Source organism: Rathayibacter sp. AY1C5 (assembly GCF_002931705.1).
Taxonomy (GTDB): Bacteria; Actinomycetota; Actinomycetes; order Actinomycetales; family Microbacteriaceae; genus Rathayibacter.
Window position 1 is genome coordinate 66067 of record NZ_PSWD01000012.1, and the last position, 22016, is coordinate 88082.

Sequence of the window (22016 nt, forward strand, 5' to 3'; positions counted from 1 at the left end):
GGTCAGAGTCCGGCCTGGTCGATCGCCGATTGCAGGGAGGTGAGGTACCCGTCGCTGGTGTAGGTCGCTCCGCTGACCGCCTGCACGTTCGCGGACTGGGCGGCGAGGACTTCTTGACGCAGGATCGGCGCGGCCCGGTGCGAGATCGACACGGACCGGCCGTCCTTGTCCGTGAGGTGCACGGCCGTGACGTCGGTGATCTGCCCGCCGGCGACGGTGATCGCGACCTGCACCGCGCCGAAGCGAGTCGGAACAGATGAGCCGGTCCACGTGCCGTCGGCCGAGGCGGACGGGCTAGCAGTGGCCGTCGAGCTCGTACCGGCCGACGGGTCGGTGGGCGCGCCGGCGGAGGGCGTCGTCGAGGCGGGGGCGCCGGCCGGGGTCGGCGTGGTCACCGCGGGAGCCGCTCCTTCCGTGGCTGTGGTGTCGCTCGTCCCGGTGGCGAGCGGGGACCCGGTGGCGCCGGCGGATCCCATCTGCCAGCCGACGACGAGGACGGCGAGGGAGGCGAGGACGCTGGCGACTGCTGCTCGTGTTCTCACCAGTCGAACCTCTCCACGTGGATCTGCCGGTCGGGCAGGCCTGCCGCTCGCGCGTCGCGGACGACGAGGTCGGCCCAGGCGGTCGGACCGCAGACGAACAGGTCGGATTCGAGCAGGCCCGGCAGTGCCGAGGTGATCGTCACACCTCGGGCGACGGACTCGGCGGACATCCACGTCGCCAGCCCTGCGGGCCGCCGGCCGATCATCCCGAACAGCGTGCCGCGGCTGCTGCGGACCAGTGTCCGAGTCTCGTCCCAGAGGTAGGTCTGGGAGTCGTCGGTGGCGCGCAGCAGGACGGTGGCCTCGCCGGGTCGGAGGCCGCCGTGCTCGAGGAGCGCTCGGGCGGGGGTGATGCCGATGCCGGCGGCGATGATCGCGAGCCGCGGGGCGGTGCGGGCGACGTCGGTGAAGATCCCGTAGGGCCCCTCGATCGAGACCGCGGTCCCGGGGCGCAGTCGTGCGAGACGGTCGGTCCCGGCTCCGAGTGCGCGGACGGTGATCCGAGCGCGGGTGTCGGTCGGGACGGCGGAGAAGGAGATCGGGTGCGCATGCCACCAGGTGCCGCGGCTCCAGAACCGCCAGATCGCGTACTGCCCGCCGATCACGCCGAGGCGGGAGAGGTCGCGGCCGGAGAGGTGGAGCGAGAAGACGCCGGGGGCGATCGTCTCGACGGCCTCGACCTGGATCCGGTGCCGCAGGGTGGCGAGTACGGGCACCGCGAACCGGAACCTGGCGATCGCTCCGAACGCCAGGACGTAGAGGGCGAGCCAGTAGACGCGCTGCGGGGTGCTCCCGGCGAGGACCTGGCCGGCGGAGAGCTGGTGGGGGACGGCGACGAGGACGGCCGCGTAGCTGAGGAGGTGGATCGCGTGCCACGCCTCGTACGCGAAGCGGCGGCGCACGGCGACGAGGGAGGTGACGACGACGAGCACCAGCAGGGTGCTGCCGAGCAGCGCCAGGAGCATGTCGGCGCCGGAGTACAGAGCGAGTGTCTCGTTCCACAGCGTCAGCCCGTCGGTGAGGGCGTAGCCGACGGTGAGCAGGGCACCGTGCCCGAGGATCAGAGACAGGGCGGGCTTGCCGAGGCGACGGTGCAGCGCCATCGCGGTGTCCTGGCCGAAGGTGCGATCGATCCAGGGGATCCGGGCGGCGAGGACGAGCATGACCAGGATCAGGTCGGTGCCGACGAGGCCGGCGACGATCCCTGCGGCCGTGAGAGCTCCGGCGATATCGGTGGCCTCCGCGGGCCCGCCGGCTGCGAGGTAGAGCGCGATGGCGAGGGCGACCGAGACCCAGCCGGCGGTGACGAGCGCGTCCGCGGACCGCAGGCGCCGACGCAGGGATCGCTCGCGGTCGGCCTGCGACCGCCGCAGCGTGGTCGGCGCGTGGGGTGCGGGTGCGTTGGTCGGTCGGATCGTGGTGCTCACGGCGGCGCCCTCCGGTCGGTGTCGCATGCGCCGACCTCGGGTTTCCGGGGGCGCGCTCCTACCGTCGCGGGGGAGTCTTGGTGTCGACTATGAGGAATGCGTGCCGATTCCCCGCCGGAGTCCGATTCGTGTTCGAGGTCTCACATGTCACCGCTCGGGCAGCACGACCGTCACCCTCACTCCGGCGGGTCGACAGTTCTCGATGGTGACCGATCCGTCCGCGGTGTCAACGAGAGCTGCGACGAGGGCGAGCCCGAGCCCGCTGCCGCCGTCGCGGCTGGTGCGCGCCTCGTCGGGTCGAGAGAAGCGCTCGAACGCGTGCGGCACGAACTCCTCCGGGATGCCGTGCCCAGTGTCCCGGACGCTCAGCTCGAGGGTGGAATCGTGCTGCTCGAGGAGGAGGGTGATGCGTCCGGCAGGAGGTGTTGCGGCGATCGCATTCGCGCCGAGATTGTCGAGGATCCGCGAGAACGCGCTCACCGAGAGCGGGTAGGGCGCGTCGGCGCGCTCGATCGCGGTATCGAGCTCGATGTCGGGGCCGGTGCCGCCGGTGATCGTCCTCAGCCGGTCGACGGAGTCCATCAGCTCGGTCTCCAGCTCGCTCGCCGTCGCGCGCGCGGTGACGGGCGGGGCGGCGTCCAGCCGGGAGAGCTCCAGGAGGTTCGTCGCCAGGCGGGACAGGCGGGCGAGGGACCCCTCGGCGGCGCGGATCTCTTCTTCGAGGGCGTCCGCGTCGCCGAAGTGCCGGTGCGCGAGTTCGAGCTGGGTGATGACGACTGCCAGCGGCGTGCGGATCTCGTGGCTTGCCGCGGACACCATCTGCCGCTCCCGATCGGCGGTGTCCCGCGTCCGGGCGATGAACGCGTTCAACGTCTCCGCCAGATCCGACAGCTCATCAGTCGCCGGGCCTACGGGAAGCTCGCCGCCGTCCCGGTCGCCGAGGGACGCGGCGGTGCGGCGCATCCGCTCGACCGGACGCAGGGCGGCGCCGGTGAGCAGCCATGCGGCGAGGGCGGACAGGATCACGAGGGCCGCGGCGCTGACGAGCAGCGTCCGGTCCAGGGCCGCGACGGTCAGGTCGCTGCCGGCGCCGCTGCGCGCCGCCCACAGCTCCCACGTGCCCGCACTCGTGTCCAGGGTCCGGGAGACGATCGTGAACCGGACGTCCTCGTCGGTCATCACCGTCGAGGTGCCGTCGCTGCCGGTGCTGCGCTCCAGAACCTCGTGGACGTCGTGCGGCATCGTGTCGACGGGGACCGCCCCGCCGGGAGCGCGCGCGAAGATCAGGATCCCCTCGGCCGGAGGGTCGGGGGTCTCGGTCGGGTCCGATCCCAGATCGGCGAGATACGGGGCGAGGTCGCCCTCGGCGAGGGTCACCTCGGACGCGACGACGATGCTGCGGAACTGCCCGTGCAGCACGAGGGTGATCACGCCGACCCCGATCAGCGCGACGAGGAGGCTGCCGAGGGTGATTCGGGAGCGGATCGACAGGGAGCGCAGCAGCCTCACTCGGCGCGCTCCAGCCGGTATCCGGCGCCGCGGACGGTCGTGATCCGGAGGCCTGTGTCGGCGAGGGCGAGCTTCTTGCGGAGGTAGCTGACGTACTGATCCACGAGGGTCGGCTCGAACGTCTCCGTAGACCCCCACACTTCGGCGAGGATCTCCGTCCGGGTCAGTACCTCATCGAGATGCACGGCGAAGAAGCGCAGCAGCGTGAGCTCCTTGACACTCAGCGCGAAGGGACGCTCTCGGACCGTCGCGCGCACGGACAGGGCATCCAGGCGCAGCGCTCCGATCTGGACCACTGGCTGCGGGCCGCTGGCTCGGCGCCGGATCTGTGCGCGGATCCGGGCGCTCAGCTCGCCGAAGTGGAACGGCTTGGTGACGTAGTCGTCGGCGCCCGAGTCCAGCCCGAAGATCCGGTCCTCGACGGCGTCCCGCGCCGTGATCAGCACGACCGGGACGGTGCTGCCCGACTCGCGCATCCGACGGCAGACCTCGAACCCGGTCATCCCCGGCAGCATGACGTCGACGACGGCGACGTCGACATCTCCCGCCGTGAAGGCGATCAGCGCATCGACACCGTTGTCGACGAGTTGCACGTCGTAGCCGTCCTCCCGCAGTCCTCGCTCGACGAGGGCGCCCATCTGCGGGTCGTCCTCGACGACGAGGATCCGGGACATCAGATCGCGCCGGACGTGCCGAGCAGCGACCCGATCAGGAACGTCGCGGCGAGGGCCAGCGCGCCGCCGACGACGATGCGGATCATCGGGCGCAGAGCCGGGCTGCCGCCGACCCGTGCGCTGATGTATCCGGTCGCGGCGAGGGCGATCAGCACCACGGCGAAGGTCACCGGAACCCTCCAGTCCGGCGGAGGGAGCAGGATCGCCAGCAGCGGCAGCACGGCTCCCAGGAGGAACGCCAGCGCCGAGGCGCCGGCGGCGGCGAGCGGGCTGGCGACCGCTTCCTCGTTCAACCCCAGTTCCGCTTCCAGATGTGCGGTCAGAGCGTCGTTCTCGGTCAGCTCGCGGGCGACCTGATGCGCTGTCTCCGGGGTTAGACCGCGCGCCTGGTACAGCCAGGCGAGTTCTTCGAGCTCCCCGTCGGGATCCTCGGCCAGCTCGACGCGCTCCTTTGTGATCAGCGCACGCTGACTGTCGCTCTGGCTACTCACCGACACGTACTCGCCCAGCGCCATCGAGATCGCACCGCCGACGACACCCGCGACACCCGCCGTCAGGATCGGTGCCGTCGCGGTCGTCGCACCGGCGACACCCACGACGAGAGCGGCGACCGAGACGATGCCGTCGTTCGCGCCCAGCACGCCCGCTCGCAACCAGTTCAGCCGACCTGAGATCGCGCTGTCGTGCGGTTCCGCGCGGGGCGAGGAGGGCGGAGGCGTGGACGGGGTCGACATGAGGGCCATGCAAGCACCCGCCCCGCGGGAGCGCTAGCCAGGAGAGCCTGCCCAATCCCGTCGGTGCTGCACCGGCTGAGAAGAGACGCAGGGGAGAGGCAGAGCCCAGCGCTGGCAGGGAGCTACGGTGCGACCACGCCCCGGACTGAAGGAGTCACCATGCCACTCATCCGCATCGACCTGATCGAGGGCCGCTCCGACCAGCAGATCACCGCACTCGGTGACGCGCTGATGCGCACCCTCGTCGAGGTCTACGGCCTCCCGGAGCGTGACCGCTTCCAGATCGTCACCGAGCACAAGCCCGGCCGACTCACCGCCCTGGACGTCGGACTCGGCATCGAGAGGTCCGAGCAGATCGTCATCATCCAGATCTTCACCCAGACCGGCCGCAGCACCGAGGAGAAGCAGGCGTTCTTCGCCGCCCTCGCCGCCGCGCTGGACGCGATCGGCATCGACGGCGCCGACCTCGTCATCGGCTTCATCGAGAACACCGCGGCCGACTGGTCCTTCGGTTTCGGCCGAGCGCAATACATCACCGGCGAGCTCGCGGCGCCCGGGAGCGCTTGACGGTGAGGCTCGGCGGAGGAGCGCTGCCGGCGTACCTGCGGTGAGGGGGTGAGCCTCAGAGTGCGGTGAGCCGATCGAAACGCGGGAGTATTTCGGCGCTGTCGCGCGGAACGACAGTGAACCCCAGCCGCTCCAGCTCTGCCACGGCGGTCATCGGATCGTCGGACACCGCGGCGGCGAGTTGACGCTTGCGCCACCGAAGGCGACCCTCGTGAAGGGCGGCGCCCGCGCCACTGATGGTGTCGATACCGAACTCGATGATCATCATCTCCAGCACGTCCTCGAGGCACGGTCGGAACCGATGGCCGCCAGTCGGGAAGTGAACATCGCCGAATCGCGGCGGGTCACCTTTCGCTACGCGCTTCTGGTAGATCTTGCCGCGACGTCGAGCTCCTGTGGCGGCGAGGGCGTCCGTCATGTCCTGCCGCTCGGCATGCACGTTGTAGTGCGCCGAGGGGACGTCGCTGCCGCTGTCTCGGAGGTAGTCGACGGTGAAGAGCGGCCGGGCCGAGCCGCGCACGTTCACCTTGAACGTCGAGCGTTCCACAGAGACGAGGTGGCTCACCGGACTCAGGACCAGCCGATACTGGACGACGAGACGGAAGGTCTCGGTGCCCTCGATGTCCAGACGAAGCCCGAGCTCCTCGGTGGGCTCGACAGTGACGGCGACACCGCCGCCGCGCATGCGAACCACGCTGCTTTCTAGGCCGACGAGTCCGTTGGGGATGATCTTCGCGAGCATCTCCATGATTTCGAGCATGAAGTCGAAGACCTTCTCTTCGAGGTCCCCGTCGGACTGACCGCCAGGGTCAACGCTCGGCATGCTCCCGCAGGTACGTCAGGTCCTCGAGCTTGCGCAGGATCGACTGTCCCTCCTGGGACAGCTCGTACCGGTCGGCGCGCTGGCGCAGCTCATCAACCGAAGCCCCTGCGCGTGCCTCAAGTTCAGCGAGACGAGCGCTGATCTTCGAAATCGTCAGTACCTCGAGGGTGGGAACCATGCAGTCATGGTGACACGGACCCCCGTCATTCGCACTCGGACAGATTCATCGATGGCGCAGGGCTCCAGTCGAAGCGGCGATCTGCACACCTCGGTGGGTGAGGAGATGCGGACGGTGCCGGCAGGCTGACCGCTGCCAGCCGGACGGCGCTCGCTCGCCCGAAGGGCCAGCCCCCACCTGAGCACGCTCGACAAAATACCCCCGGGGGTATAATTTGGTCATGAGTTCCTACTGAAAGGGGAAGTGATGCTGCTCGAACGCTTGTACGACGACGACCTCGCCCAGGCGAGCTACCTCATCGGCTGCCAGGCCACGGGAGACGCGGTGGTCGTGGACCCGCGACGGGATGTCCAGGTCTACCTCGACACCGCCGCCCGCAACGGCATGCGCATCGTCGCGGTGACCGAGACCCACATACACGCCGACTACCTCTCCGGCACGCGCGAGCTCGCCCGCGCCACCGACGCCGAGATCTTCGTCTCGGGGGAGGGCGGCGTCGACTGGCAGTACGGCTTCGACGCGACCCGGCTGCACGACGGTGACGTGATCCCCGTCGGCAACCTCCGCCTGCAGGCCCGGCACACCCCCGGCCACACTCCGGAGCACCTCGTGTTCCTCGTCACCGACGGCGCCCTGACTCAGGATCCCGGCTACCTGCTCTCCGGCGACTTCGTGTTCGTCGGCGACCTCGGCCGCCCCGATCTGCTGGATGAAGCGGCGGGCGGTCAGGACACGCGGTTCCAGGGCGCGCAGGACCTCTTCGACAGCCTCAAGCGCGTCCTGCTCACCCTTCCCGATCACGTGCAGATCCACCCCGCGCACGGCTCGGGTAGCGCCTGCGGCAAGGCGCTCGGAGCGATCGCGTCGACCACCGTCGGCTACGAACGCCTCTACACCTGGTGGGGTCCCTACCTCGCGGCGGATGACCGGGACGGGTTCGTCCGCGAGCTGCTCGACGGGCAGCCCGACGCGCACGCCTACTTCGCCCGCATGAAGCGCGAGAACCGCGACGGCCCCGCCGTGCTCGGACCCCTGTCCGAACTGGCGGCGGTGACGTCCGAGGACGCCGCCGAGCTGCTCCGCGACGACGAGGTGGTCCTGGTGGACACCCGCGCCCCGGCCGACGTGCGCGCCGGCTCGGTACCCGGTGCCCTGGCGATCCCCGCGACAGGGAAGACCGCCGCGTGGGGTGCCTGGGCGGTGGACCCGGAGCAGGAGAAGCGCCCCCTTCTTCTCCTGGTCGACGGGCCGGAGCAGGCCGATCACGTGCGCGATCACCTGATCCGCGTCGGAATCGACTCCTACCCCGGCTACCTCACCACCCTCGACGGGCTCGAGACGCGACCCTCCGCCACCATCGCCCCCGACGAGGTCGCGGACATCGAGGACGCCTTCGTGCTCGACGTGCGCGAAGCGAGCGAGTACGCCGCCGGCCACGTCCCCGGAGCGACCCGGATCGGCGCAGGACGCGTGCTGTGGGAGACCGACCGGCTCCCGAAGGACCGCACGATCATCAGCTACTGCCAGAGCGGCGCCCGCAACATCATCGCCAGCCAGGCGCTGCGCCGCGCCGGGTTCCCCGTCATCGAGATCGAGGGCAGCTACCTCGGCTACTCCCGCGCCCAGCAGAACGCCGACGCACCCACCGCCTGACACACCCTCCTCACGGCGTCCCGCCCGCCGCGCCCCACCCTGGCGCGTCCTACTCACGCGCCCGAACTCGGGCGCGGCGGGCGGACACCGGCCCGAGCGCGAGTGTCCCCTCGCCGGGCTGCCGGGCCCCGCCGCCCGGCATCTCACCCGTGCCGGCCACGGCCTACCTCTTCGCTTCCCACCATCGGCGACGCCCGCCTTCGGTGTTTCCGCGCTCTCGAAAGGGCAACCATGACGACCACTTCTTCCCCTCTCACCGTCGACTCGAGCACTCTCCAGGAGTGGGTGAGCGAGCACGAGGACCTGCTCGTCATCGACGTGCGCTCCGCAGCGGAGTTCGAGTCGCTGCACATCCGCGGCTCCTTCAACGTGCCCCTGCCGCTGCTGTCCGAGCACACCGACCAGCTCGCCGAGCGCCTCGGAAGCCGCGTCGTGCTGGCCTGCCAGTCCGGGGTCCGTGCGGAGCAGGCTCGACAGCGCCTGGCCGCGACCGGCCTCACCGGCGCCTACGTCCTCGCCGACGGAGTGCCCGGCTACGCCGCCGCCGGCGGCGACGTCGTCCGAGGCGCTGAACGATGGGCGATGGATCGCCAGGTCCGCTTCGCCGCCGGCGTCCTCGTCCTCCTGGGTCTTGTCGGCGGACGCGTCATCGGCTCTCCGCTGCGTCTGCTGTCCGGCGCGATCGGCGCGGGCCTGACGTTCTCGGCCGCGGTGAACAGCTGCCCGATGGCCTCCGTCCTCGGACGACTGCCGTGGAACAAGGCCGCCGTCGAGCCGACGGCCACCGGCGCCATCACCAAGATCCCGGTCCGGAGCGCAGCCTGATGGGTCTTCTCGACCGCCTGTTCCGCCGCTCGTCCCGCACTGTCTCCGTCGCGCAGGCGAAAGAGCTCGTGCTCTTCGGCGCCACCCTGGTCGACGTGCGCACCGCACAGGAATGGCGCACCGGCCACGCCGTAGGAGCGAAGCACGTCCCTCTGGACACGTTGCAGAGCACGAGCGCAGGCATCCGGAAGGACCGTCCCGTGGTGCTCATGTGTCAGTCCGGCGTCCGCTCCGCATCCGCGGCTCGCCTTCTCGCCGACCGCGGCTACAGCACCCACTCCCTGCGCGGCGGGATCACCGCCTGGCGCTCCGCCGGCGAACCCCTCCGCTGACCCCTCCCAGTGAGGCATCACCCCGCTCATTACTTGAAGGAGAACTGATGAACGAGATCACCGTCACCGAAGCCGACCGTCGTCGTCCGACGAGCCAGATCCTCGACGTCCGCGAGAACGACGAGGTCGCCACCGGCATGATCCCCGGCGCACTGCACGTGCCGATGGGGCAGCTGGGGCAGCGCCTCTCCGAGCTCTCGGCCACTCAGCCGATCATCGTCGTCTGCCGCAGCGGAAGACGCAGCGCCGCCGCAGCGGCCGCACTCGCCGGCGCCGGCTTCACCGCCGACACGATGGCCGGCGGGATGGACGCCTGGACCCTCGCCGGCCTCCCCATCACCTGACCTCGGATCGATGACCGTCCACACCCTCACCACGCACACCTTCGACGCCGCCACGACAGCGCACGACGTCGCCCTCATCAGCTACCGGGCGAGCTGGTGCGGACCCTGCCGAGCCTTCGCACCCGTGTTCGCGAGCCTCTCCGAGCACTACCCGGCAATCCTCTTCGCCACCGTGGACACCGAAGCCGAACCGCTTCTCGCTCGAGCAGCCGGAATCCGGTCCATCCCAACAGTCCTCCTCCTGCGCCGCGGCGAGGTGGTGCGCCGCCACTCCGGCATCCTCGCCGCCGCGGCCCTCGCCGACCTCGCGGAGAGTGCCCTCACCCACCCGACAATCCGGAAGAGCGCATGAGCCTCATCTCCCTCCCTCTCGGCCTCCTCATCGGAGCAGTCCTCGGCCTGGTCGGCGCCGGCGGCTCGATCATCGCCGTCCCCGCCCTCGTCTACGGCGTCGGACTGTCGACCGACGAGGCCGTCCCCGCGTCCCTGATCGTGGTCGGGCTTGCCGCGCTCTCCGCCGTGATCCCTCGACTGCGCCGTGCGATCGACTGGCGCACCGCCGCCCTCGTCGGCGCCGCAGGAATCCCTGCCGCGTGGGTCGGCTCCCAGATCAACAAGGTCCTCGATCCGGACGTGCTGATGCTGCTCTTCGCAGCCCTCATGGTCGCTGCCGGCATCCGCATGCTCACCGCCCCACCCACCGGACACGATCACCGGGTCCGCCTCTACGCGCTCCGCGCGATCGGAGTCGGCCTGGTCGTCGGATTCCTCACGGGCCTGCTCGGCATCGGCGGGGGATTCCTCATCACCCCCGCCCTCATCCTCCTTCTCGGCCTGTCCGCCGGCACCGCGGTCGGCACTTCGCTGGTCATCATCGTGATCAACTCAGTCGCAGGTCTCAGCGCCCACCTCCCTGGCGCCACCCTCGACTGGCCCGCCATCCTCCTGTTCAGCGGCGCCGCGATCACCGGATCCCTCATCGCCTCCCGCTACGCTTCCCGCCTCCCGGACAGAACCGTCAAGATCGTGTTCGCCGTACTCGTCCTTGTCGTCGCCGTGTTCGTCGCGTCCGTCAGCATCGCGGGACTCCTCACCCGCTGACGCTCCGGCAATGAGACGGACAAGCGATCGAGAATCGCGTCACAGTCTCCGCGCTGATACCCCCAGGGGTACTCTGATCTGGAAGCTGACGCTCACCCGCAGCATCACAGCACTCGACGCGCCTCCCGCGCCGCGAACAGGAAGAATGAGCATGACCGACACCGCTGGCCAACTCCACGACACGGACGCCATCCGGAAGATCGCGAACCGCCTCAAGCGCGCGCAGGGGCAGCTCACCGCCGTGATCAGCGCGGTCGAGAGCGGCGGTGACTGCCGAGACGTCGTCACCCAGCTCTCCGCCGTCTCCAGCGCTCTGGATCGGGCCGGCTTCGCGATCATCTCCACCGCCATGCGTCAGTGCCTCATCACCGATGACGCGGACTCCGCCGACGACGTCGCGGCTGACGCCTCTCCGCGCAAGCTCACCGTGGAAGAGCTCGAGAAGCTCTTCCTCACCCTCGCCTGACACGCCAGACCGGGCACTTCGTGTCCGGTCATCGTGTTCATGGGGAGCGCCGCGCCGCACGTGCGGCTGGACACTTCCGCGGCCACTACTCGACGTCTGGCAAGAGGAGACGGCGTTCCAGGATGTCGGGGGCGAGGATGCTCAGGTCGGGGCGCAGCTGCTGCGCCTTCTGCTGGAAGGCCCGCGGAGCGTCGCAGGGCGCGCGGATGACGCCGGCGCCGACGCCGTCAGCCCACCCTCTAGAAGGGCCACACCGGTCGCACTTCGACGAGCCCGAAACGCGCCATCGGATGCTCGGAGGCAATCGCGATCGCCGCGTCGAGATCATCAGCCTCGACGATGTCGAAACCGGCCACCTGCCCGGAACCGTCGATGGACGGCCCGTCGACGACGATGCGTTCCCCTCCACGCACCCGCACGGTTCTGGCGTCCTCGGCTGGTCGCAACCGGTCACCGACCGCATACGAGCCGGATGCTCGCAGCGCCTCTACCCGCTCGCCGGTGGTCCCGTCGCTCCCGGTGAACGTCGCTACGCCTAGGTCGCCGGCCAGTGACGTGGCGAAGCCGTCGTCCGTGTTCGTCGCCAGAGGCGGGCCGACGGTGCAGGCTGCGCCGTGCACCCCGTCACGACCATCAGGCATGCCGCGATCGCGACCGTGCTGCGCACTTTCGAGAACGTCCCCACCGGATCAGGCTGAGCGACGTCACCACTTTCCTGGTGGTCGCCTCTCGGCCTGAGCGACTCAGCGCCGTTCCGAAAAGGAGTGTCTGCTGCGGGTCATCAGGAAGCCCGACGGCTCCTAGGCTGACCCGATGAGTTCCCCGGCACCGACCCGCCCATTCGTGGGTGTAGCGCGCATCGCGGTCGGTGCAGCCGCGGTCGCGGTGATCCTCCACACCTACGCGCTGAGTATCGTGGCCGGCGAGTCGAATCCGTTCGACTACTTCGGCTACTTCACGAATCAGACCAGCCTCCTCGCGAGCGCGGTGCTGATCGTCGCCGGATCGGTCGCGCTCGCCCGCCGTCCGACTCCGGTGTGGCTGAGCTACGTCCGCGGCGCGGCGACGGCCTACCTGATCGTCGTCGCCGTGATCTACAACACCCTCGTCCCCGGTACCGGCACGGCCCCGCCCTGGGTCAGCGCCGTCCTGCACGTGGCGCTCCCCGCCCTCGTCCTCCTCGACTGGATCGTCGTCGCCGACCGCGGACCGCTCTCCTGGCGACGGCTGTGGGTGGTCCTGCCCTACCCGATCGTCTGGGTCGTCGTCGTGCTCGTCCGCGGAGCGACCGACGGGTGGGTGCCGTACGGTTTCCTGCTCCCCGAGAACGGAATGCCGTCGCTCGTCCTGCACGTCGCCGGGCTGACCTGCGCGGTGCTCCTTGCGGGCGCGCTCGTCTGGGCACTGAGCCGACGCCGCAGATCGGCCGGTTGATGTCCTGTTCTCCGTCGCCGTGAATCATGAGGCGTGCTGATTCCCGACGTCGGGCGCGTCACCTCTCGTGCGCCGCGGCTCGGCCGCAGCGTGCTCTGATCACGCGCGACACGAGATCGATGACCAGCAACCCCGACATCAGTTCAGTCTCGCGAACCCGAGCGCCTTGTGCGCGTCCCGTATGGGGATGATCCAGCGGGCGTCCGGCAGGGCGTCTCCATGCCGGACGACGAGCGGCCCGCTCGCAGGGGGGGCTTAGCGACGCGCGGATAGTGTGCACTGCGTGGTTGACGTCGCTCGGAAGGGACCCCTGAGTCCGGTGATCGCCGCGATCGCCGTCCTCGGGATGATCGTCGCGCCCGTCGTGCTGACCTACCTCTCCATCAGCGAGAGAGGAATCGGCATGGGATTGATGCCCACCGACGAGGAGGCCGCAGCAGGGAAAGCCTTCCTCCTCGCGGCTGGCATCGTCGCCCTCACCAGCGCTATCAGCGTCTGGGTCCTCACCGTCATTCGCGCGACAAGCGGGGCCCATGCTCACCACGGGTGGGAAATCGTCTGGTGCATCCTGGCGTTGCCGACCGCACTCGTCGGCTTCGCCCTCGCGGCCATCGCCTCCCACATGCCTCAAGGCCGTCCCTCGACTCCCGAGCGATGATCACGGCGGCGCGATGCCAGGCCGACCGTCGCGCGCGGATGATGATCTGGCGCGCGTCCGGTAGGGGATAGGTCACAGAGGCACTGTCGAATTGACAAAGTTCGTTAATGACGCCTGAGACGAAACGGTGCTCTGAGGGCATTCACTACTGAGGGGGTGATGTCGGGTGGTCGGTGCTGCTGAGGCGACGCTGGTGGATCGACTTCGCGGCGGTGACCCGTCGGCGCTGGACGTTCTCTTCCGGATGCACGGCCGCGCGGTCTACCGCGCCGCGGGAAGCTTCCTCGCGGACGCCGGCCAGGCGGAGGACGTCGTTCAGGAGAGCTTCTTCCTGCTCTGGAAGCGCCGCACGAGCGTGCGCATCGTGGGGGAGTCGGTGCTGCCCTGGCTGCTGGTCACGGTACGCAACCTCAGCTTCTCGACCAATCGCCGCGAGCAGCGCCGACGCCACCTGCCCCTCTCCGACGACACCGCCTCTCGCGGCGTCGACGCGGAGACGAGCGACCGGCTGCTCGACGTGCGGCGTCTGGTCGAGCAGATGAGCGCGACGGACCGGGCGATCTGGACGGCGTGCATCGAGGACGACCTCAGCTACAGCGATGCCGCTCGCTCCCTCGGCCTGTCCCACGGGACTGTCCGCAACCGCCTCTCGCGGGTGCGGACATCACTGGCGAGAACCCTGACGGAACGGACAGAAGACCATGGACGATCCTGACCTGAGCGACGAGCAGCTCGAGCGCATCAGCGCACGCCTCGCGCACCGCATCCGCCGCCGCCGACGTCTCGGCCAGGCCGCGGCGGTGACCCTCGCCGGCATCGCGGGCGCGATTCTCAGCGCGGCAGTCCCCACGGCGGTGACGACCGAGCGCGGCACTCCGGTCGCAGCGCCCGTCACCTGCTGGGAACCGGACGGGCAGGGCGTTGCCCTGTCGGGCGAGATCCAGACACCCGCAGAACACTCCACTGCGTCGCTCGCCGCGGCGTGCGCTGCGCTCGCGGGCACCAACGGAGAAGGAACGGACGCCGCCCTGTTCTCCCTCGCAGGAACCCAGGTGTGCCGGGAGGGCGGCCGGATCGAGATCTTCACGGGACTGCCCACCACAGTCGACTGCACCAACCCGCCCGCGACGCGGACCGGAGTCGACCAGTGACCTTCCGACGCACGAAAACACTCGCCCTCACCATCCTCTGCCTCTCCGCGGCGCTCCTCGTCAGTGGATGCGCGACGAGCGCCAGCAGCCCCGGGTCGCCGTCGACGGCGCAGCTGCCGGGTGAACTGCTCAGCGCCGAAGACGCGACCAAGCCCGTCTACGAGACCACCGCTGTCATCGGCGATCAAGGATCAGGCGGATGGCTGCTCGATCACCCCGTCAGCCTTCGCATCACCGGCACCGACGGCCGGTCGCAGCTCAGCGTCGACGGTCCCTGCAACACGCTCACCTACGACCTCCAGTCCGCCGGCCTGCAGACCTCTGTATGGGTCGTCACCGGAGGCCCCGCGACGACGTACGTCGGCTGCCTCGACGCCGCCGACGCACGAGAGCAGTGGCTGATGGACGTCCTGGGCACCAAGGACGTCAGCCTCACCCAGACCTCCACGACGATGCGCATCCGCTCCGGCCCCGTCACCATCGACGCCACCGCCAGCACGACCCCCATCTCCACCGAGACGCCTGCCCAACCAACGGAGACGACGGAGGCCCTGACACCCACCGTCCCGACGGAGGGCCCACCGGGCACCCCCATCGCCACCGCCGCCTCTGAGGGGCCGATCATCGACGTCCAGCAGCTGACGAACCCGGCGCTCGACCTGGCCAACGGCACCGGAGTCCAGCTCTCGACGCTCAGTGCGGAGGAGAAGAAGCAGTACCCGATCTACGCGGTCGGAACCACGTACGAGGAGCTCGCCGCTTATGACCCCGCTCTCGCGGACCACTACTGGGTCGCACAGGACGAGCCGGTCTGGGCGCTGACCGTGCACGCGCCCGCGGAGAGAACAGACGTGCCCTATGGCTTCGACCTCCATCGGGTGGACGTCTTCACCGCCGTCTACGACGGGATCAGCGGAGAGCTCCTGACGTCACAGGGCGATGTCGACCTCGCGTCTCTCGGTGCGCCCGGCGAGCTGATCACCGCCGGATAGATCCTTAGTTACCGTCCGTATGGGAATCCCCAAACGGGACGCCAGAGGCGATGCGGATGAGGCGAAGCGCGCGATTGCTTGGTGGCGCGCTCGCTACGCTCTCGTGATGGTCGGCCTCTCGCAGTGGCGCCGGCGAGCTGACGCTCGCCGTTCGCGCCGCGCCCGGTTCCGGGTTCTGCTCGCTGAGATTTGTGGTGAGTGCTCGCACCCCTGGGTGGAGCACCTCGCGGACGCCGGCCTGGTCGGCAGCCCCGTGTGCTCGGAGTGCGTCTACGAGCTCAAGCATGGGTTCAGTAGCGGACTGATTTGTCACCGACCGGTTCCGATCGATGTGTTGAGTCGCGCTGATGCCGCTGCGGCGGCGGCAGGGCAGGGCCGCAGTGATCAATCGGTCGGAGGAGGCCAGATTCGGGTCGCAAAAGAAGACCGTGACGCCTCAGGTCAGCGTCCGGCGAGAGTGGTCAGCAGGTCCTGGATGCTCGTCTTCTCGACAACCGGGTCGGGGCTGCCGGCGCGGACGGAGGAGAGAACGGGGTCGATCTGCTGGTCGACGTAGGTCCACGTCTGGCAGTTCGCGGCGCTCAGTGCGGGCTCCGCGTCGTCCCAGGCGGTCTCAAGGTCGGTGGCGCGGGCTTTCGCGCCGGCCTGATCTCCGCTGGTGACGAGGGCGAGGGTGTCGGCGGTGATCGTCTGGAAGTTCTGCACGTCGGCGGAGGGGAAGTCGGTCTGAACGGATGCCTTCGCGTCAGCTGCGGACAGCGTTCCCGACGCATCGCAGGCCGGGGCTGCGCCTTCCGGTGCCGGACTGGTGTGCGGCTGGCTGTTGGTGAAGGCGAGCAGCCCGACGACGGCGACGGCGAGGACCGCGAAGGCGACGAGTGAACGGCGTTCGCGGGCGACTGGCGTGGTGTAGTGCTCGGATGCGCCCTTGTCGACATCGGCCTTGCTGAGGGAGAGGTAGACGACGGTGGCGAGGATCGCGAGCAGGAAGATGATGCTGGTGACGAAGGTGCCGAGCCCGAGGCCCTGCTCGTCGGGGGACAGGCCGAGCCAGTCGCCGATATTGGCGCCGAGGGGGCGGGTGAGGATGTAGGCGATCCAGAACGCGAGGACCGGGTTCGCGCCGTAGCGCCAGAGGCCGGTGACGATCGCGAGCAGCGTGAGGGGCAGGAGGATCGAGACGCCAGGGCCCCAGCCGGTGAGCTCGAGAGTCCAGTCGCCGAGGGCGGTGCCGAGCGCGAAGGTGACCAGGACGGTGACCCAATAGAACGCCTCCCGCGGGGTGGTGTCGATGCTGTGGATCGAGAGGGTGCGCTCCTTCGAATACCAGACGCCGAACACGATCACGAGCAGCAGCGAGAAGACGAGGGAGCTGGCCCAGAGAGGCACTCCGAGCTGGTCGGTGAGGATGTCGGTGAGCAGGGTGCCGGTGACGCTCATCACCACGACAGTCAGCCAGTACGCGGCGGGCACGTAGCGTCGCAGCCGCATCTGCACGGCGAGCACGACCGCGGTGACGATGATGAAGATCACAGCCGTCGCGATGAGGCCGACGCCGAGGACCATGTTGATCCAGTCGGCGAAGCTCTCACCGACCGTGGTGCAGAGGATCTTGATTATCCAGAACCAGATCGTGACCTCGGGGACCTTGCTGAGCAGCCGCCGGCCGCGGGACGGTGCTGCCGTCGTTGAGATGTCCATGCCCGCAGAGTCTCAGTCGGGAAGTGGGCGGCGGCTCGGGATGCGCCGTGCTGCGTTGTGTTTGCTCACAACGACCCGAAGTACCCGAACGCGATCAGGTCGGTACCGAGCTGATGGGGTCGAGGCTCTGTGCTTTCACAACGAATGCAGGGGAATCCGCCGCCGCCACAGACGGCTCGTTCATAGCGTGGACTTCTGCGGCGTGCTTCGCGTCGAGAGACGAGGACGACACTGATGCCGAACCGGGAACCCCTACCGGACGGTGCGATCGCGTATCGGGCGGCGCGACGCTGGCCGCTGATCTCGGCGGGCCTCGCGGTGCTGCTCACGGGACTTCTGGCCGCGCTGATCTTCTACCGGGAGCACGACAAGCCGTTCGGGTTCGACACCGCGTGGATGAACGAGATCATCGAGCACCGGTCGACGTTCTGGTTGGTGCCGTCGCTGGTGATGAACAGCCTCGGCGGCGGGATCGTCGGCACGATCGTGATTCCGCTCGTCGTGTTCGTGGGGCTGCTGGTCTGGCGGGGTCGGTGGGCGGCGACGTACTTCGCGATCGCCGCGCCGCTGAGCGGGCTGCTGGTGCAGATCCTCAAGAACGCTGTCGGTCGTCCGCGGCCGCTGGAGATCCTCGTGAACGCCGACTTCGGCTCGTTCCCCTCCGGCCACAGCGCGAACGCCGCCACGACCGCGATGGTCCTCGCGATCGTCTTCCCGCTGTGGTGGGTCCGGATCGCCGGTGCCCTCTACACGGTGGCGATGATGCTCAGCCGCACCTACCTCGGTGCGCACTGGATCTCCGACACCGTCGGCGGGCTGCTCCTGGGCGCCGGGGTGGCGTTGATCGTCTGGGCGCCGCTCGCGGTCAGGCTGCACACCGAACGTGCTGCATCACCGTCGTTCCGTTGGCGGCGCTTCTCCGGGCACCGTCCGACCAGATGACGGCGGAAGGCAGCGGGCAGCGCTGCCGGTGAGCGGGTCGCTGTGCGCTTGTTCAACGGACCCGGCGAAGCCCCCAGCCCCGGGTGCCGCAGACTGCCCGACCATGGCGGCATGACGCATCTCACCGATCAGCGCCGCCCTCCGCTCCCTCGGATCCGCTCCCGCCTCCAAGCCGGCCGCTACGCCGCCTCGACGGTGCCCGAGGCGACGGCGCTGTTCTGGGTCCTCAAGGTGCTGACGACGGGGATGGGCGAGACGGCGTCGGACTTCCTCGCGACCGCGTTCGACCCGGTGATCGTTGTCGGAGTGACCGGGCTCGCGTTCCTCGCCGCGCTGGCGCTGCAGTTCGCAGCCCGCCGGTACGTCCCCTGGGTGTACTGGCTGGCGGTGCTGATGGTGAGTGTCTTCGGCACGATGGCCGCCGACGTGCTGCACGTGGTCGCCGGTGTCCCGTACCTCGTCTCCACCCTCGGGTTCGCGGTGGCTCTCGCGGCGGTCTTCCTCGTGTGGTGGAGGGTGGAGCGGACGCTGTCGATCCACTCGATCACGACGCCGCGCCGCGCCGCGTTCTACTGGCTCGCCGTCTCGGGGACGTTCGCACTCGGCACCGCAGCGGGCGACCTGACCGCGTCGACCCTCGGCTTCGGCTACCTGCCCTCCGCCGTCCTGTTCGCGGCGATCATCGCGATCCCCGCTCTCGCACACCGGTTCACGGGGCGGAACGCGGTCCTCGCGTTCTGGGCCGCCTACGTCGTCACGCGACCGCTCGGCGCCTCGGTCTGCGACTGGCTCGCGGATCCCGTCGCCCAGAAGGGCCTGGGCCTGGGCACCGGCCCGGTCACGCTCGCGGCCCTCGCGGTGTTCCTGCTGCTGGTAGCGGTGATCGCGCTCCGCCGACCGCGCCCGACCCGTTGAGCGCGGCGCTCAGGCGTCGCGGCCGGCGCGATTCTTCTGCCGCCAGTATGTGAGGGCGATGCCGACGAGGCTGATCACGACGATGCCGACGAGGACGATGTCGATGTACTTCCCCACGAAGTCCGCGACGCCGGGGATCTGCCCGAGGAAGAAGCCGAGGAGGATCACGCCGGTGGACCAGACGGCGGCGCCGAGGGCGTTGAAGCCGACGAAGTGGCCGTAGTGCATCTTGCCGACGCCCGCGGCGACGGGGGCGAAGGTGCGCACGACCGGCACGAAGCGGGCGATGGTGACCGCCCAGCCGCCGAACCGGTCGAAGAACGACTGGGTGCGGGCGACGCTCGAGCGGCTGAAGAGCCCGCTGTCCTTGCGCTCGAAGATCCGCGGCCCGCTCGCGCGGCCGATGACGAACCCGAGCTGGTCGCCGAGGAACGCGGCGGCGGCGACCATCAGGATCACCAGCGGCACCGGCAGGGAGATCACGCCGGTCGCGACGAAGACACCGGTGAAGAAGAGGAGGGTGTCACCGGGGAGGAAGAACCCGATCAGCAGGCCCGTCTCGACGAAGGCGATCAGGCAGGCCAGGGCGATCGCCCAGGGGCCGGCGCCGTCGAGGAGGGATTGGGGGTCGATCATCGGTTCTCCTTGCGAGAGGTCGGGTGGGGCTGCGTCGCGGGGATGCGGACGTCGACACCGAGGCCGTGGGGGGCGAGGTTGCGGAGTCGGAGCTCGCCGCCGGCGGCGCGGCTGAGACCGGCGACGATCGCGAGCCCGAGGCCGGCGCCGCCGTCGCGGGAGCGGGCGGCGTCGGGGCGGGTGAAACGGTCGGTCGCGACCGCGAGGAACGCGTCAGGAACGCCCGGGCCGTCGTCGTCGACGGAGAGGACGATCTCTTCGGCGCGCTCGACGAGGGTCGCGCTGACGCTGCCGCCGTCGGGCGTCGCAGTGACGGCGTTCGCGAGCAGGTTGTCCAGGATCCGGCCGAAATCGGTCGGGGAGATCGGGTACCGGGCGGCGACGATCGAGGCGGGGGCGACGAAGTCGATCGCGAGGTCCCGCTCGCGGGCGAGCATCCGGGCGCGGTCGACGCTGTCGGCTACCTCCTCCCGCAGAGCCGCCGAGGAGGCGTCGCCGGTAGCGATGCCCGCGTCGATCCTCGAGAGGATCAGCAGCCCGTCGGTCAGGGACTGCAGGCGGTCGATCGAGCGGCGCGCGTCGACGACGTCGGCGTAGAGCGCCGCCGGATCGTCGCGGACGCGCTCGGCGAGCTCGAGGCGGGTGCGCAGGGCGGCGAGGGGGGTCCGCAGTTCGTGGCTCGCGTCGGCGACGAGCCGCCGCTCCCGGTCCGCGGACTCCCGCAGATCCGCGATCAGCGCGTTCAGGGTCGCGGCGAGGTCGGAGAGCTCGTCGCGGGCGGGCCCGACGGGGAGGAACTCGGTGGAGCGGCCGTGGCGTAGCCGGTCGGCGATGGCGCGCATGCGGCCGACGGGGCGCAGCGCCAGGCCGACGAGGAGCCAGGAGGTGGCGGCGAACGCGACGAAGAGGATCGCGAGGGCGATCAGCAGGGTGGTGCTGACGCCGCCGACGACGGCCTCGGCGGTGTCGCGGCTCTCCTCGATCAGCGCCTGCGATGCACCCGAGCGGACCAGCTCGATGGTGGAGGCATCGAGGATGTGATCGAGCTGCTCACGCACGACGATCGCGACGATCCCGAAGAACAGCATCGCGACCAGCAGGCTCGACACCGTGATCCGCACCCGGATCGACAGGGACCGCCAGCTCACGGCTTCCCCCCGAGCCGGTAGCCCGCACCCCGACGGGTGAGGATCTCGACCGACGCGCCGCCCGCGGCCAGCTTGCGGCGGAGGTAGCTGACGTACTGCTCCGCGATGTTGTGGTCCACGAAGTCCGCCGACCCCCACACCTCGAGCAGGATCTCCTCCCGCGGCACGAAGTCCCCGGCACGCGCCGCGAGCGCGCGGAGGACTCCGAACTCCTTGGGGCTCAGGGGCAGGACGGCGCCGTCGACCGTCGCGGCGTGCGCGTAGGGGTCGACGCGCAGATTTCCCAGCACGACCGGTGCCCGGTTCGTGAGGTGTTCTCTGCGGATCATCGCTCGGAGGCGGGCGGAGAGCTCCTCGAAGTGGAACGGCTTGGCGAGGTAGTCGTCGGCGCCCGCGTCCAGGCCGAACACGCGGTCCTGCAGGGCGTCTCGGGCGGTGAGCATGATCACCGGGAGCGTGGCACCGGCAGCGCGCAGGTGCCGGCAGATCTCGAAGCCACTCATCCCCGGGAGCATCACGTCGAGGATCGCCGCGGAGTAGTCCGCTTCGCGCGCCGAATTGAGCGCGTTGACCCCGTTCGAGAACAGGGCGACGTCGTAGCCGTCGCCGGTAAGACCCCGCTTGATGAGCTCGCCCATCTCGACGTCGTCTTCGACGACCATCACCGCGTCACGCATCCCGGCCTCCTACGGTCATGCTCGCACCGGTGGCGCGGCGGAACCGGCCTACTCCGCGGAGATATGCGGCTTCTCAGCGGTACGCACTGCATACAAAGGCATCACGTGCGGCCCGATGGAGCAGCACGCCCCTGGTGCGCAGACGATCTCGGACGCGGGCACCGACATGGACGCCGACCTCCGGTCGACGCGGTGCTGTGCGCTGTGCGCATTTTTGCCTGGAAGCCTTCGGCAACGTACGGGCCTGCGGCGTCCACGCAAGCCGCTGCGCGGCCGGCTCCTCCGAGGTTCTCGGCACGCGGTCGCTGCGCTCCCTCACATCGCGCCGACAACCTCTCCTCCTCCGCCCTCCGGGTTGCGCTCCCACCTCCGACCCTGCTCGGCACTACGTGCCTTCCAGGCAAAAAAACGCTGGGAGAGAAGGAAGAACAACCGAGCCAGACCACCCCCGCTGGCTTGACAAATCTGATTGAGAATCCTTACCCAGACCGGACACACCGACGCCGCCGAGAAGTGGGCCGAGCTGCACGCCTGGTCCCCGGTCAACGACGAGCACGACCCGCACCGCGGCGACCGGTGGGACGACT

Annotated in this window: 27 protein-coding genes; 15 read left to right on the top strand and 12 right to left on the bottom strand. The window is 69.7% G+C overall.

From position 1 onward, the window contains the following. Positions 1-2: 2 nt before the first annotated feature. The 5 genes from C5C57_RS10435 to C5C57_RS10455 form a co-directional block, all read right to left on the bottom strand. The gene (locus tag C5C57_RS10435; RefSeq protein ID WP_258063405.1) at positions 3-542 is read right to left on the bottom strand and encodes an FMN-binding protein; all 540 of its coding nucleotides are present in this window, start codon (positions 540-542) and stop codon (positions 3-5) included. After that, positions 539-1969 carry a ferredoxin reductase family protein gene (locus C5C57_RS10440; protein ID WP_258068683.1) on the bottom strand — a complete coding sequence of 477 codons (1431 nt, stop codon included), beginning with the start codon at positions 1967-1969 and terminating at the stop codon, positions 539-541. Before C5C57_RS10440 ends, C5C57_RS10435 begins: the two co-directional genes overlap by 4 nt. Positions 1970-2116: 147 nt before the next feature. Continuing rightward, the gene (locus C5C57_RS10445; protein ID WP_104297597.1) at positions 2117-3478 is read right to left on the bottom strand and encodes a cell wall metabolism sensor histidine kinase WalK; all 1362 of its coding nucleotides are present in this window, start codon (positions 3476-3478) and stop codon (positions 2117-2119) included. Next, a complete protein-coding gene (locus tag C5C57_RS10450) occupies positions 3475-4152 on the bottom strand; it encodes a response regulator transcription factor (protein WP_104226516.1) in 678 nt (225 codons plus the stop codon). Before C5C57_RS10450 ends, C5C57_RS10445 begins: the two co-directional genes overlap by 4 nt. Beyond that, the gene (locus tag C5C57_RS10455) at positions 4152-4886 is read right to left on the bottom strand and encodes a VIT1/CCC1 transporter family protein (protein WP_258063306.1); all 735 of its coding nucleotides are present in this window, start codon (positions 4884-4886) and stop codon (positions 4152-4154) included. The genes C5C57_RS10450 and C5C57_RS10455 overlap by 1 nt, the downstream gene beginning before the upstream one ends. Before the next feature lie 159 nt (positions 4887-5045). Between C5C57_RS10455 and C5C57_RS10460 the strand changes: the two genes are divergently transcribed. After that, on the top strand, positions 5046-5453 hold the full coding sequence (locus tag C5C57_RS10460) for a tautomerase family protein (protein WP_104268952.1): 408 nt from the start codon (positions 5046-5048) through the stop codon (positions 5451-5453). A gap of 55 nt (positions 5454-5508) precedes the next feature. Here the strand turns inward: C5C57_RS10460 and C5C57_RS10465 are convergent, their stop codons facing one another. Together C5C57_RS10465 and C5C57_RS10470 are read right to left on the bottom strand one after the other, a co-directional pair. Next, on the bottom strand, positions 5509-6276 hold the full coding sequence (locus C5C57_RS10465) for a hypothetical protein (RefSeq protein WP_104273010.1): 768 nt from the start codon (positions 6274-6276) through the stop codon (positions 5509-5511). Beyond that, entirely contained in the window at positions 6263-6454 is a 192-nt protein-coding gene (locus C5C57_RS10470) for a hypothetical protein (RefSeq protein ID WP_104268950.1), read from the bottom strand. Before C5C57_RS10470 ends, C5C57_RS10465 begins: the two co-directional genes overlap by 14 nt. Positions 6455-6700: 246 nt before the next feature. Here C5C57_RS10470 and C5C57_RS10475 point away from each other — a divergent pair, with 246 nt between their 5' ends. From C5C57_RS10475 to C5C57_RS10505, 7 genes are all read left to right on the top strand, one after another. Further along, a complete protein-coding gene (locus C5C57_RS10475; protein ID WP_104297598.1) occupies positions 6701-8107 on the top strand; it encodes a rhodanese-like domain-containing protein in 1407 nt (468 codons plus the stop codon). Positions 8108-8338: 231 nt separating this feature from the next. Beyond that, positions 8339-8932, top strand: a complete 594-nt coding sequence (locus C5C57_RS10480; RefSeq protein WP_104268948.1) for a rhodanese-like domain-containing protein — start codon at positions 8339-8341, stop codon at positions 8930-8932. Then, positions 8932-9264: a rhodanese-like domain-containing protein gene (locus tag C5C57_RS10485; protein WP_104297599.1), complete on the top strand. Its 333-nt coding sequence runs from the start codon at positions 8932-8934 to the stop codon at positions 9262-9264. Before C5C57_RS10480 ends, C5C57_RS10485 begins: the two co-directional genes overlap by 1 nt. 47 nt (positions 9265-9311) lie before the next feature. Further along, positions 9312-9608, top strand: a complete 297-nt coding sequence (locus C5C57_RS10490) for a rhodanese-like domain-containing protein (protein ID WP_104273012.1) — start codon at positions 9312-9314, stop codon at positions 9606-9608. 10 nt (positions 9609-9618) lie between these two features. Then, complete coding sequence (locus C5C57_RS10495; protein WP_104268945.1) at positions 9619-9960, top strand: co-chaperone YbbN; 342 nt, start codon at positions 9619-9621, stop codon at positions 9958-9960. Next, entirely contained in the window at positions 9957-10709 is a 753-nt protein-coding gene (locus C5C57_RS10500; protein WP_104268944.1) for a sulfite exporter TauE/SafE family protein, read from the top strand. Before C5C57_RS10495 ends, C5C57_RS10500 begins: the two co-directional genes overlap by 4 nt. Before the next feature lie 151 nt (positions 10710-10860). Next, on the top strand, positions 10861-11175 hold the full coding sequence (locus C5C57_RS10505; RefSeq protein WP_104268943.1) for a metal-sensitive transcriptional regulator: 315 nt from the start codon (positions 10861-10863) through the stop codon (positions 11173-11175). 239 nt (positions 11176-11414) lie between these two features. Here the strand turns inward: C5C57_RS10505 and C5C57_RS10510 are convergent, their stop codons facing one another. Then, entirely contained in the window at positions 11415-11816 is a 402-nt protein-coding gene (locus C5C57_RS10510) for a YciI family protein (RefSeq protein ID WP_104297600.1), read from the bottom strand. Positions 11817-11988: 172 nt separating this feature from the next. On the opposite strand from C5C57_RS10510, the gene C5C57_RS10515 reads away from it, so the two are divergent. From C5C57_RS10515 to C5C57_RS10535, 5 genes are all read left to right on the top strand, one after another. After that, positions 11989-12609, top strand: coding sequence for a Pr6Pr family membrane protein (locus tag C5C57_RS10515; RefSeq protein WP_104297601.1), 621 nt, complete (start codon positions 11989-11991; stop codon positions 12607-12609). Between the two features lie 283 nt (positions 12610-12892). Continuing rightward, complete coding sequence (locus C5C57_RS10520) at positions 12893-13267, top strand: hypothetical protein (RefSeq protein ID WP_146082412.1); 375 nt, start codon at positions 12893-12895, stop codon at positions 13265-13267. A gap of 193 nt (positions 13268-13460) precedes the next feature. Continuing rightward, entirely contained in the window at positions 13461-13982 is a 522-nt protein-coding gene (locus C5C57_RS10525; protein WP_146082413.1) for an RNA polymerase sigma factor, read from the top strand. Then, on the top strand, positions 13969-14418 hold the full coding sequence (locus C5C57_RS10530) for a hypothetical protein (protein ID WP_104297604.1): 450 nt from the start codon (positions 13969-13971) through the stop codon (positions 14416-14418). Before C5C57_RS10525 ends, C5C57_RS10530 begins: the two co-directional genes overlap by 14 nt. Then, complete coding sequence (locus C5C57_RS10535) at positions 14415-15410, top strand: hypothetical protein (protein ID WP_104297605.1); 996 nt, start codon at positions 14415-14417, stop codon at positions 15408-15410. Before C5C57_RS10530 ends, C5C57_RS10535 begins: the two co-directional genes overlap by 4 nt. 441 nt (positions 15411-15851) lie before the next feature. On the opposite strand, the gene C5C57_RS10540 is transcribed toward C5C57_RS10535, so the two are convergent. Continuing rightward, positions 15852-17111: a hypothetical protein gene (locus C5C57_RS10540; protein ID WP_104226509.1), complete on the bottom strand. Its 1260-nt coding sequence runs from the start codon at positions 17109-17111 to the stop codon at positions 15852-15854. 234 nt (positions 17112-17345) lie between these two features. On the opposite strand from C5C57_RS10540, the gene C5C57_RS10545 reads away from it, so the two are divergent. Together C5C57_RS10545 and C5C57_RS10550 are read left to right on the top strand one after the other, a co-directional pair. Then, complete coding sequence (locus tag C5C57_RS10545) at positions 17346-18053, top strand: phosphatase PAP2 family protein (RefSeq protein WP_181069181.1); 708 nt, start codon at positions 17346-17348, stop codon at positions 18051-18053. Positions 18054-18164: 111 nt separating this feature from the next. Beyond that, positions 18165-18968: a hypothetical protein gene (locus tag C5C57_RS10550; RefSeq protein ID WP_104297606.1), complete on the top strand. Its 804-nt coding sequence runs from the start codon at positions 18165-18167 to the stop codon at positions 18966-18968. Between the two features lie 9 nt (positions 18969-18977). Here C5C57_RS10550 and C5C57_RS10555 read toward each other — a convergent pair whose 3' ends face one another. From C5C57_RS10555 to C5C57_RS10565, 3 genes are read right to left on the bottom strand one after another with little or no spacing between them, the layout of a single operon-like run. Further along, positions 18978-19604, bottom strand: coding sequence for a DedA family protein (locus C5C57_RS10555; RefSeq protein ID WP_104297607.1), 627 nt, complete (start codon positions 19602-19604; stop codon positions 18978-18980). Continuing rightward, the gene (locus tag C5C57_RS10560) at positions 19601-20752 is read right to left on the bottom strand and encodes a HAMP domain-containing sensor histidine kinase (RefSeq protein ID WP_258072743.1); all 1152 of its coding nucleotides are present in this window, start codon (positions 20750-20752) and stop codon (positions 19601-19603) included. Before C5C57_RS10560 ends, C5C57_RS10555 begins: the two co-directional genes overlap by 4 nt. After that, positions 20749-21429: a response regulator transcription factor gene (locus C5C57_RS10565; RefSeq protein WP_104297608.1), complete on the bottom strand. Its 681-nt coding sequence runs from the start codon at positions 21427-21429 to the stop codon at positions 20749-20751. The genes C5C57_RS10560 and C5C57_RS10565 overlap by 4 nt, the downstream gene beginning before the upstream one ends. Between the last annotated feature and the right edge of the window lie 587 nt (positions 21430-22016).